At 37.9% G+C, this 12,243-nt stretch carries 10 protein-coding genes; 4 read left to right on the forward strand and 6 right to left on the reverse strand.

The features are described 5' to 3' along the window. Nucleotides 1–8 precede the first annotated feature (8 nt). Both HQN86_RS26255 and HQN86_RS26260 read right to left on the reverse strand, forming a co-directional pair. Nucleotides 9–1,202 carry a glycoside hydrolase family 88 protein gene (locus HQN86_RS26255; RefSeq protein ID WP_172663792.1) on the reverse strand — a complete coding sequence of 398 codons (1,194 nt, stop codon included), beginning with the start codon at nucleotides 1,200–1,202 and terminating at the stop codon, nucleotides 9–11. 23 nt (nucleotides 1,203–1,225) lie between these two features. Continuing rightward, nucleotides 1,226–2,260, reverse strand: a complete 1,035-nt coding sequence (locus HQN86_RS26260) for a LacI family DNA-binding transcriptional regulator (RefSeq protein ID WP_172663793.1) — start codon at nucleotides 2,258–2,260, stop codon at nucleotides 1,226–1,228. A gap of 342 nt (nucleotides 2,261–2,602) precedes the next feature. Here HQN86_RS26260 and HQN86_RS26265 point away from each other — a divergent pair, with 342 nt between their 5' ends. The 3 genes from HQN86_RS26265 to HQN86_RS26275 are packed head-to-tail and all read left to right on the forward strand — an operon-like array spanning nucleotide 2,603 to nucleotide 5,322. Further along, entirely contained in the window at nucleotides 2,603–3,343 is a 741-nt protein-coding gene (locus HQN86_RS26265) for a (Fe-S)-binding protein (RefSeq protein WP_172663794.1), read from the forward strand. Nucleotides 3,344–3,365: 22 nt separating this feature from the next. Next, entirely contained in the window at nucleotides 3,366–4,745 is a 1,380-nt protein-coding gene (locus HQN86_RS26270; RefSeq protein WP_172663795.1) for a lactate utilization protein B, read from the forward strand. Then, on the forward strand, nucleotides 4,738–5,322 hold the full coding sequence (locus HQN86_RS26275; RefSeq protein WP_172663796.1) for a LutC/YkgG family protein: 585 nt from the start codon (nucleotides 4,738–4,740) through the stop codon (nucleotides 5,320–5,322). Before HQN86_RS26270 ends, HQN86_RS26275 begins: the two co-directional genes overlap by 8 nt. A gap of 8 nt (nucleotides 5,323–5,330) precedes the next feature. Here HQN86_RS26275 and uxaC read toward each other — a convergent pair whose 3' ends face one another. The 3 genes from uxaC to HQN86_RS26290 all read right to left on the reverse strand — a co-directional run bounded on the left by uxaC (nucleotide 5,331) and on the right by HQN86_RS26290 (nucleotide 8,609). Then, complete coding sequence (uxaC, locus tag HQN86_RS26280) at nucleotides 5,331–6,740, reverse strand: glucuronate isomerase (protein ID WP_172663797.1); 1,410 nt, start codon at nucleotides 6,738–6,740, stop codon at nucleotides 5,331–5,333. Between the two features lies 1 nt (nucleotide 6,741). Further along, nucleotides 6,742–7,908, reverse strand: a complete 1,167-nt coding sequence (gene uxuA, locus HQN86_RS26285; RefSeq protein ID WP_246269743.1) for a mannonate dehydratase — start codon at nucleotides 7,906–7,908, stop codon at nucleotides 6,742–6,744. A gap of 161 nt (nucleotides 7,909–8,069) precedes the next feature. Next, nucleotides 8,070–8,609, reverse strand: a complete 540-nt coding sequence (locus tag HQN86_RS26290; protein WP_172663798.1) for a 5' nucleotidase, NT5C type — start codon at nucleotides 8,607–8,609, stop codon at nucleotides 8,070–8,072. A 104-nt stretch (nucleotides 8,610–8,713) separates the two neighbouring features. On the opposite strand from HQN86_RS26290, the gene HQN86_RS26295 reads away from it, so the two are divergent. After that, nucleotides 8,714–9,463 carry a DeoR/GlpR family DNA-binding transcription regulator gene (locus tag HQN86_RS26295; protein ID WP_172663799.1) on the forward strand — a complete coding sequence of 250 codons (750 nt, stop codon included), beginning with the start codon at nucleotides 8,714–8,716 and terminating at the stop codon, nucleotides 9,461–9,463. Here HQN86_RS26295 and HQN86_RS26300 read toward each other — a convergent pair. After that, on the reverse strand, nucleotides 9,456–12,185 hold the full coding sequence (locus HQN86_RS26300) for a carboxypeptidase-like regulatory domain-containing protein (RefSeq protein ID WP_172663800.1): 2,730 nt from the start codon (nucleotides 12,183–12,185) through the stop codon (nucleotides 9,456–9,458). The two genes, HQN86_RS26295 and HQN86_RS26300, sit on opposite strands and share 8 nt — an antisense overlap. Between the last annotated feature and the right edge of the window lie 58 nt (nucleotides 12,186–12,243).

Below are 12,243 nucleotides of genomic sequence, written 5' to 3' on the forward strand. Positions count from 1 at the left end.
TAATATTTTTATAAATACCAGTTTTTATAGCGATGTAATGCCTCTAAGAAATAGTAATCTGCATAGGTCAACGGAACATCAACTTCGGATTTATGCGGTATTGAACCTACGCTATGTTTTAACAGAAATCCCCCATTCTCACCCAATTTTGCACGATAAGCATCAGAGGCTAACGTTTTTAATGCTGTTTCAGCGGCGCTCACATATTGTTTACCTTCCTTTTTATCTGAATACTGAGCGAGCTCCAATAATGCCGAAGCCATAACCGCACCCGCAGAGGCATCACGAAGCGCATTTGGTATTCCCGGAGCATCATAATCCCAGTAAGGAATCATGTCTGCAGGCATATTGCGATCATTTAACATAAATTTGGCAATATTTTTTGCCTGATTTAAATATTGTTTGTTTTTAGTAAAACGATACATCATGGTGTAACCATATAAGCCCCAAGCCTGTCCCCTGCTCCATGCAGATGAATCTGCAGCTCCCTGCGCGGTTATTTTTTGTAAAATTTTACCTGTTTTCATGTCATAATCAATAACATGATAGGAACTAAAATCTGGTCTGAAATGATTTTTAATGGTGGAATTTGCATGTCTAACTGCAATCTCTTTGTACTTTTTATCACCTCCATGGTCACTTACCCAGCTTAACAACTCAAGGTTCATCATGTTATCTATAATAACAGGACCAGCCATTTTTTTGCTGGAATTCCAGGATTGGATCACACCGGCCTCGGGATGGAAGCGTGTTGACAAAGATTCTGCGGCTGTATCTATTGTCTTTTTATACGAAGGATCTTTCAGGATTCGGTAAGCATTACCAAAACTGCAATACATCATAAAACCCAGATCGTGATTACCTGTATAATGCTTTTCCTTTTCTAAAATAGAAAGACGTCCTTTAGCCTCCTTCAGAATGTCAGCATCTTTTGTATACTCATAGATATAAAGCAGCGTACCAGGAAAAAAACCACTACACCACCATTTGGTATCACTTGTTTCTACTTTACCTGTGTTTTCGTAATAGGTTTTAGGCATTACATCTGCAGGTACATTTTTGGCAAGCACCTTGTATTGTTGATCAGCAAATTTAAATTGCTCGTCAATCAATTGGCTCATTTTTCCGTCCTTACTTTGGGCGCTTAGCATGCCATTATTTATCAGTAAAAAACAGATTACAACAAATAGTTTTCTCATCATCAATGTTATTTAATATTTAGTTTTTAGGTTGTCATTCTTCTAATTAACTGAACAGGTATCGTTATTGGTACTGTTCTTTCATCAGTTATATTGGTATTATTCTTCAAAGAATTTATTAAGGCTTCAACTATCTTTTTACCCACCTCGTCAGGAAACTGCTCTACTGTAGTTATCGCAGGAGTAATTATTGATGTTCTGGGGTCATTTGAGTAACCTATAATTTTTAATTCGCCAGGCACATCAATTCCCTTTTCTCTCGCAAATTCAAGAGCTGCTATTGCACTTGTATCATTGTCGGTAAATAAACCGTTAGGCACAACATCCCCTTCAAACATTTTTCGCATCGCTTCTCTCGCATTGGCATGTGTCAATTCCTGATGAAACACCCAGTTTTCATTTACAGAAAGCTTATGTTGTTCCATCGCTTTTACAAACCCCGCCGATCGGTCCTGATATAAATTTGAAGTTAAAGGCCCCGAAATATGAGCAATCTTTTTACAGCCAGTTTCAATGAGGTGTGAAGTTGCGATGTATCCTCCTCTAAAATCATCACCTTTTATTATGGTTGCTTTTTGTTCATTTAAAGGTACGCGATCGTAAAAAACTACTGGTGTACCATTTTGCAAAAACTTATCGAAATGGCTAAAATCTGTGGTACCCAACGTACATGCTGCAATTAAACCATCAACTCTTGAGGACAAAAGTATCTCTGTTAGTTCCTTTTCCATATCTAATGAGTCATTAGACTGGCATATGATCAGATTATATCCATACTTCTGTAAACCATTCTGAATAGTGGTAATAACCTCTGCGTGAAAAAACATTGAAATCCTCGGCACAATAAGTCCAATGGTATGTGTTTTATTGCTGCGTAAGCCTGAAGCCATATTATTGCGCCTATAACCCAGCTGAGCAGCCATTTTTAGTACATCATTTTTTGTTTTTTCCTTTACATGGGGATGATCATTAAGCGCACGTGAAATTGTTGCAGGCGAAAGCTTCAACGCTTCCGCAATATCCAGAATTGTATTTTGCTGTACCTTTTTTTGGTTGGCCATTTTAATATTATATGAGGCTATTGATTTAAGCTAATCCATATACCAAGCTAATCAATATTACAATTATATGAAAACGTTTTCATAAATTCCAACAAATTAATTCGGCAAGGTTTAAACATTATAAAAACACATAAGTAGTTCATGTAATTTAGGTTAAACTAAGACTTACCAACTTTTTTGTTACAAAAAAATGTCGAATGAATATCATTATATGAAATCGTTTCCGTTCTAAATAGCAAACTAATCTGCATAATATTCTTAATAACATTATATTTACCGCTGAGCACTGTATATTTGCTTGAACGCACAACCTAAACCAAATAAGATCAGATACTTTTAGCCATGACTGTTGGACTTTTTATTCCGTGTTATATTGACCAGTTCTACCCAAACGCCGCTATTGCAACCTTAACTTTATTGAAGAAACTAGGAGTCGACGTGGTTTATCCCACAAAGCAAACCTGTTGTGGTCAGCCTATGGCCAATTCGGGCTTTGAACATCTCACACAAGGATGCAATGATTTATTTATAGAAAACTTTTCTGAATTTGATTACGTGGTATCCCCTTCCGGGAGCTGTGTACTTCATATTAAGGATCATCTTCATGCCGATAAAGCCGAAGACAAGGCCCTTGGAATCAGAAAAAAGATCTATGAGTTAACTGAGTTCCTTACTGATGTACTTAAAGTGGAGAAATTAACTGCAAGCTTCCCTCATAAAGTCGGTGTACACCAAAGTTGCCATGGGCAGCGTGGATTAATGCTTGCGCAAATGAGTGAGCTCGTTGAGGCTCCTTTCTCTAAACCACTGCACCTGCTAAATATGGTTGAAGGTCTGGAACTGATTAATCTCAAGCGTCCTGATGAGTGCTGTGGTTTTGGTGGTACTTTTTGTGTTGCTGAAGAAGCCGTATCTGTAAAAATGGGTAAAGACAGGGTTGCAGATCATCTTAACGGTGGTGCCGAATATATTACTGCAGCAGACATGTCTTGCCTGATGCATATGGAAGGTATTTTACGCAGACAAAACAGCAATGTGAAAGTAATACACATTGCCGAGATATTAAACGCACAGGAATTTTAAACCTACAACCAGCAATAATAAGATGAGTACAGGAGCAAAAGATCACGCTCAATTATCAGATATCTTTAATAAAGATGAAGCGCGTGTAGACTGGCATGATGAAACGCTTTGGTTTGTGAGGGCCAAGCGGGATAAGGCTGCGAACAGTCTACCCGAATGGGAAGCCTTGCGTGAAACCGCATCACAAATAAAAGACAATGTTCTATCAAACTTGCATGATTACCTTTTGCAGTTTGAGGCCAATGCCGAAAAGAACGGCATAAAAGTTCATTGGGCAGCCAATGGTGAAGAACACAATAAAATAGTTCATTCCATTTTAAAGGAAAGCGGCGTAAACCGCATTGTTAAAAGCAAATCAATGCTTACCGAGGAATGCCATCTAAATGATTATCTCCATAAAAACGACATAGAGGTTATAGATACTGACTTAGGGGAACGTATTGTGCAACTGGCTGAAGAACCACCCAGCCACATCGTACTTCCTTGTATTCATAAGAAAAAGGAAGAGATAGGAGATTTGTTCCACAAGCATCTTGGCACACCCGAAGGTGCCTCTGATCCGGTATTTTTGACTGCCGCAGCAAGGGATCATTTACGTGAAAAGTTTATTACCAGAAAGGCTGCCATCACCGGAGTAAATTTTGCAATAGCTGAAACGGGCGAGTTTGTTGTATGTACAAATGAGGGAAATGCCGATATGGGTGCACATCTTGCCGATGTACATATTGCTTGTATGGGAATTGAGAAAATCGTACCCTTACGTAAGCATCTTTCTGTATTTCTAAGGATACTTACCAGAAGTGCGACCGGACAACCCATTACCACCTACTCCAGTCATTTTAAAAAGCCAAGGCCAGGGCAGACCATGCACATCGTTTTGGTAGACAATGGCAGGACTACACAACTTGGCAGAGAAGATTTCCGCAACTCACTTAAGTGTATCCGCTGTGCGGCATGTATGAACACCTGTCCGGTTTATCGCAGAAGTGGCGGACACAGTTATCACACTGCAATCGCAGGGCCTATTGGTTCCATATTGGCTCCAAACCTGGACATGAAAAACTATGCAGATCTTCCATTCGCTTCCACTCTTTGTGGGTCGTGCAGCAATGTGTGTCCGGTAAAAATAAACATTCATGAACAGCTTTATAAATGGCGTCAGGTAATTGTTAAAGAAGGTTATGCAGATCCAAAAAAGGCAATGGCCATGAAAGCAATGGATTTTACATTATCAAATCCATCAATATATAAAATCGCTGGAAAAGCAGGTCGCTGGGTTTTAAAACATGCCCCCTTCACCGTAAACAACAAACTTAATCTTTGGTATAAACACAGAGAAATGCCTGAGTCTCCAAAACAATCATTTGGAGAATGGTATAAACAAAATAATAAAAATGACTAGCAGAGAAGAAATACTGGCTAAAATAAAAATCAATCAGCCAGGCACCAGGCCGTTACCGGCAGACCTTACTACTGTACCAGGTGGAATGGAAAGCATAACACAATTTAAAACGGTACTATCTGCCATAGGTGGAGCAATAGTTGAAGTTTCAAATTTTGAAGAAATCGCGCAATACATTCAACAGGAATTTAAAGCTAAAAAAAGACTCATATCTACTCTACCTGAACTTGCTTCAGTAACCGAATCGGGATGGGAGAATAAAGATCCGCATAGCTATGAAGATGTTGATCTTGCTATAATTAAAGCCCATTTTGGTGTTGCCGAAAACGCAGCGCTATGGGTTACCGAAGATCTGATGCAACAAAGGGTTGTCCCCTTTATTTGTCAGCAATTAGCTGTTGTGGTAAACAAAGCCGACATTGTTGCTACCATGCACGACGCCTATAGTAAAATAGGTGACGCCGAATATGGATTCGGATCCTTTATTGCAGGGCCATCAAAAACTGCAGATATTGAACAATCTTTAGTACTTGGAGCCCACGGGCCAAAAAGTATGACCGTATTTTTATTAGGCTAGGGATAACCCTAGCCTAATTTAAAATATTCTTTAGCGTTGTAATAACAGATATCGCTGATAATCTGCCCAATCCATTTCTCGTCATTAGGTAATATTCCATTCTCCATTTCTGCTCCAAACAGGTTACATAGTATTCTTCTGAAGTATTCATGTCGTGAATAAGAAAGGAAGCTACGTGAGTCAGTAAGCATACCTACAAAATTGCTCACCATCCCCATATTAGACAATGCGTTCAATTGCTTTTCCATGCCATCTTTTTGATCCAGAAACCACCAGCCAGAACCGAATTGCATTTTACCTTTCATCCTTCCATCGGCAAAATTACCAGTCATAGCTGCAAAAACCTCATTATCTGCAGGATTAAGATTATAAATAATGGTTTTAGTAAGCTGATCAGTTACACTCAGATTGCCTAAAAATCCTGACAATCTTTCAGCATGTCTAAAGTCTCCTATAGAGTCATACCCCGTATCAGCACCTAATTTATTGAACATTCCAAGGTTGTTATTTCTAATTGCGCCCAAGTGAAACTGTTGTACCCAATCCTTTTCATGATATAATTTGCTCAATTCCGTTAAAACATAACCGGCAAAAGCGTCCGGATTAGAAAACACAGCACCATCGGTTTTTAAGAAACTGATAAATTCCTTTCTCTCCCCGTCAGTTAAGTTATATGTCGCAGGCAAAGTAGCTAATCCATGGTCAGAAACACTGCAATTATGCGCAGCGAAATAATCAACACGCTGTCTTAAAGCCGCGATTAACCCATCAACATCTGTTATAGCAATTCCTGAAACAGCAGAAAGCTGTTTTACATAATCCTTAAATTGAACTGCCTTATCAATCAATAAAGCTTTATCTGGTCTGAACGAAGGTTTTACTTTTACTGAAAAATCACTCTCACCTAACTGTTTATGATATCTAAGATCATCGCAAGGATCATCTGTTGTACCAACCATTTCAACTTTAAAATGGTTTAACAATCCTTGTGTAGAAAACTCATCTTTTGTAAGCAACGCATTACAGTCTTCATAAATTCTTTTACCGGAATCAGCATGTAGAAAAGAATTGATACCAAAAGGATTTTTAAGTTCCATATGCGTCCAATGAAATAAGGGGTTTCTAACTGTTGCAGGCACCACCCTTGCCCAGGCCATAAATTTATCCTGATCTGCAGCACTTCCTGTAATCAGCTCTTCGCTAACACCCAATGCACGCATGCCTCTCCATTTATAGTGATCACCTTTCAGCCAGATCTCAGTCAGATTAGCAAACTTCTTATTTTCTGCTATTTCTTGTGGTGGCAGGTGATTATGATAATCAATTATAGGTAGGTTTTTTGCATAATCATTAAAAAGTATTTTCGCTTTTTTGCTGCTCAACAAAAAATCTTCAGGTATTACTGCTCCTTCTATCATGTTATTTATCTAAAAACTGGTTTATTATTCCGAACTCTAATCCTCTCAACTCAGCGAGGCCTTTTAATCTGCCGATGGCTGAATAACCTGGGTTAGTTTTTTTCTTGAGGTCATCAAGCATCTGGTGACCATGATCAGGTCGCATTGGAATGCTAATCTGTCTTTTCTGTTGTATCAAAATGATTTGTTTTACAACATTATACATATCTACATCACCTTCTAAATGGTTGTCCTCATAAAAATCACCCGCTTCATTTCTTTTTGTACTCCTTAAATGAATAAAATGAATTCTTTCTCGAAATACATCTACCATTTCAGGCAGGTTATTATCCGCTCTTACACCAAAAGAACCTGTACAGAAGCAAAGTCCGTTATTTAATGAAGGAACAGCAGTAAATAATTTCTGAACCTGCCCGGCTGTACTAACAACTCTTGGTAAACCAAAAATAGGATAAGGTGGATCATCAGGATGAATAGCCAGTTTTATTCCTGCAGCATCGGCAACCGGAACAATTTCTGAAAGAAAATGAATAAGGTTTTGAGAAAGTCCGTCTTCATCGATTCCTTTATACTTATCTAATGCGTCCTGAAACTGTTTTAAGGTGAAACTCTCTTCACTTCCAGGCAAGCCTGCAATAATATTTCTTTGCAACACTAACCGTTCCTCGGAAGTCATTTGCTCGAAACGCAATCTACCCTTTTCAAGTTCCTGATAGGTGTAATCATTAACTGCATCTGGCCTGTTCAGCATATATACATCAAATGCCACAAGTGCTGCTTTTTCGAACTTTAAAGCTTTAGCGCCATTTTCAAGTTCAAAGGCAAGGTTGGTTCTTGTCCAATCCAGCACAGGCATAAAATTGTAGGTAACAACCGATACACCACAAGAAGCCAGATTCTTTAAGGAAGTCTTATAATTGGATATATAATTTTCAAAGCCTTTATCCTGAGTTTTTATAGATTCATGAACGGGTACACTTTCTACAACATTCCACTCAAGACCAGCTGTTTCAATTAGATTTTTATGTTTTAAGATCTCTTCAACCGTCCAAATTTCTCCATTTGGAATATGATGAAGTGCACTAACAACTCCTGTGCAGCCAGCTTGTTTGATGTCTGATAAGCTTACCGGATCTTTAGGACCAAACCACCTCATGGTTTGTGTCATTCTGTGTATTTTACTGCCTTGGCTCATATTATATTTAGTTTCCTTATACCGTAATTTACTTTTGTAGTAATAGATGGTATAAAAACTAAATATATATGTTGTTTACAAGATTAAATGCATACTAAACCGCATTTATTATCGAAAACGTTTGCGTCCGGTTATTATGCAGGTACTTCTTCTTTCTCGAACAAGTCCATTACATCATTCCAGTTATCAACTCTTTGATGATGTGTTTTGTAAACATTATGTGCAGCAGTAAACATAATCGTTTTGCCCTTAAAATAATCAAGATTTTTGCAATGGTCATCTATCATGTAATCTGTATTAATAATACTTTTATCGCCACAAAAAACTATGTTTTTCCAACTAATGAATGGAAAATATTCTTGCAACCATTCTTGCTTTTCAGATAAACATTGAGGAAATTCCATTGCCGCTGAAACAACGTATACATCGTAAGTTTCCATGAGTTCTTTTACCGCCTCAATTGCTCCTGGCATTACAGGTATTGTCCTGAAAAATCCAGGCGTATAAACAAATCTTTTTACCGCTGTCTTATCAGGAAACCCTTCCGATTCAAGTACTCCCAACATGTCTTTACGATTTACTTTAACACCATAGTCTCTCTCATACCAGTTTATGAAATGGGTCTCTGTATCGGCGAGCACACCATCCATATCAATAGCTATTGTTTTTTTCATATTTTATTTATTTATATCTTGTAAGAAGTTGCAACAAAAATACAATGTTTTGCAACATATTGCAATTTAATTTTCTTAATATTGCATAATATTGCAAACAAATTATGATAAAGGCAGAAAGACTACAGCAGATAATAGATCACATCACTAAAGAAGGCAAAGTTCTTTTAGGAGATTTAAGTAAACTATTAAATGTTTCTGAAGACACGGTAAGAAGAGATATTAAGGAATTATCAGATGAAGGTTTGCTTAAAGCAGTTCGCGGAGGAGCAGTCTTGCACTCTCCTATTCCAAGACATTATAGAGAAAGAGAAAATTACGACGTTGGCCATAAAGAGATAATTGCGGCCAAAGCCCTAAAATTCATTAAGGATGGCCAGGTAATCATATTCGATGCCGGAACATCAGCTTTAGCTGTTGCAACCGGCTTACCTAAGGAAATTAACATAACCGTAGTAACCAATAATTTCCCTGTAGCCAATATCTTGGAAGACCACCCAAATGCAGAGGTGATTTTTGTAGGCGGACGATTAAATAAATCCTCCTTCTCTACAATGGGGCATGATGCCATACAAGCCATTAAAAATGTTCGTGCCGATATTTGCTTTCTGGGTATCTGCAGCATCGACCTAAACATTGGGGTTACAGGCTTAAATTATGAAGATAGTCAGATGAAGAAAGCGATGGTTGAAACATCTAAACATATTATTGCACTTTCAACATTTGAGAAATTGGATACAGCTGAAAATTACTACATCTGTGCAACAAATGAGTTAGATACCATCATCACAGATATAGATCCAAAGGAAGGCAAGCTACAACGATATAAGGATGCTGGTATTGAAATTATTTAACCTGATAACGATAAACCTGTCTTCCAAGTAAACCATCTGCGTTGATCCCTTCTACAGTTACGCGGTAAGTTCCTTTGTTATCTGAATTGAAATAACTGAGCCTGGCTTTACCTTCCTTATCAGTAACCGTTGCAGGGTTCCAATAGATAGTGCTTCTTAAATCTGCAAGGGAGTTGTTAACTTCGTTATTACCATATTTAGGTACATAGAACTCCTTTACCGAAGCAAACCCTTTTGGAGCATAATAAACTACCGATGGATCATATTTTTGACGAAAATTACCACTTTTAGTATAAATTGCCATAACAGAAGGAAGCTTTTCAGGAGGAAATCTGGCAATATAACCAGACAATAATCTTGCGGTTATAACCTTACTGTTATAGGAGAAATAGATCTTTTTTATATCAGAAACATCAGATAATAAAAGGCTCTGATAATCTTCAGGTTCAATCAAGACATCGTCTATTAATGTAACATAATATCCATTTAATAGCCAATTACCATCTTTAAAGACAAACGAAATCCTGGTTTTATCCATTTCTTCTAAACACTCTTTAAGTGTTGCACATGGTCGCCGACTATCTGGTCGATACACTTCATCGGCCTGGCTTTCATTGATATGATTTCCAAACTCCCATCTTTTGCTCGCACTTATTTGAACTTCTCTTAGTTGCTGCAATCGGCTAGCTTTTCCATGTTTCCGCAAATCCAGATCCTGTTCAATATTATTTTCTATTGAGGCTTTAAGTACTGAAGGAATATTTGTATTGATGTCACCTATATTAGCATTGGGGGTTGCCTCGTGCTCCTTTACTTTATCGAGCTGAAGCTCTAATCTTTTTCCATTTTTCAAAGTCCTACCCTGAATGGTAAAATCAATTCCTTCGGTAATGAGCAGATTGCTGAATTTAAATAATCCGTTCTTATCTGAGACGGTATCTAAAATCAAACCTAATTTGTTATTTACTAAAGTAACCTTACCCCCTATTACAGGCTTATTGCCTAATGTAACTAACTTACCTGTAATGTCTGTGACTAACTTTTCGGCTTTAAATATTGGGGGTACTTGCTTGCCCAATATCAGATTCTTCCAAACAAACCGTCTATATCCTTGGGTAAGCATTAAAATATCAAGATTTGCTTTGGTTTCAACTGTGGGCTTATAGAAATAATAATTAGGCTTTTCTATATAACCTTTGATATCTGAACTTAGCAGCAACTGAGAGATTATCGAATTTTCGCGAGTTTCATCAGATGGAACTACGGCTTCATTGATTACTGAAACTGAAAAGTTTCCTACAAGGGGTTTGCCCAAAGCGTCTTTAGCATCCAGATCCAGTTCTACTTTTTCCCGCACATCATATTCCTTTTTTGAGCTATTAATTTTTAAATCCATCAAATCATTTCTCTGTAAAAAGACAATTCTTTCATTTAATGGATTACCCTCTTTGGAGAATAAACTGATCTGCAAAATCCCCGTTGGAAAATCTTTGGCAGGAATGGGAATAGATGTTGTAGATTTATTAATAGCGATACTAGCCGCGTATTGAACATCCCCCCCACATTGGACTACTAAACTAACAATCTGACCTTCCTTTTTCAAGGCAGGGCCTCCAGCATTTACCCTTACTAATATGATGTCTGTCTCTAAGTTATTATACACCGAAAGCACATAGCCATCGTCAAGCGCATCTGGCAACTTCAAGGTATTTACTGATCCATCAGGATAGGTTATTTTCGCCTGATAGCTCTTTCCTTTCTCTGGTATCAGTTGAAAATATCCCATCCCAAGATGTTTACTTTCAAGCTCTACCACCTCATTGTTTTCATTATCCATAATTACTCCCTTTATGGGAACGCCCAATCCATTGGCACCTGTAGCCTTAAATCCTATTCTGGACTTTACTCCATTAACCAAACCACCGCCTTCAGGAAAAAACTGAACATCTGTTTTTAATGAAGCTGTTCTTATTGGAAATGATTTAAAAATATTTGCATCCTTGGCAATTGCAATCTTTGTTAATAAGTATGAATTCAAAACTTCGCCGGGTTTTGAGCCGGGAATGTTCACAGAGATTTCACCAAGTTCATTGGTGTTACCACCCCCGGTTGCAAGTATCTGAAAGCTTTTTCTTAGTTCATACCTGATAGGTTTACCTACATAAGACTCACCTTTCTGATTGGTGTATCTTAATAAGGCACTTACTTTGGCATTTGCCTCGTCTTGTGTGTAGATGTAATCTATTTTTGCAAAAACAGTATTTGCTGCAGAGTTACCCACACTAAAGGTTCTGTCATAAAAATATTCCGGTCCGGCATTACGCATCCATTGGGTATACGCTCTTAAGCGATAATTCCCTTCTCGAATAGCGGTATCCGAAAGCACGATACTACCTTTAGCCATCCCCGCCATAAGCGGCAATTTAAGCGACTGAGCAATAGAATCACCTTCATTAATCAGCTCTACATAAACAGCGCCACTAAGTGCTGATAACTGGTGTTTGCTACCAATAGTCACATACGTTTTAAACCATATCGTATCTCCAACAATATAATAAGGCTTATCAGTATGCAGGTAAGCCTTTTCCTGAGGATTATTCTCTGCCCAACTTTGGAGAGAAGCTAAAAGTTTCTCAATGGGTTCCTCTTCTCGGCCTGTAAAAGCCACCATGCCAATAAATGCTATTGAACAAAATAGGAAAATGGAGCGTTTCAATTTCATAGTTGTCTTAGTAAATGATTAAATACCTGCAATCAAATACAAAGACAACTATGAAGTC

This window comes from Pedobacter panaciterrae, assembly GCF_013204795.1.
GTDB classification, from domain to species: Bacteria; Bacteroidota; Bacteroidia; order Sphingobacteriales; family Sphingobacteriaceae; genus Pedobacter; species Pedobacter panaciterrae.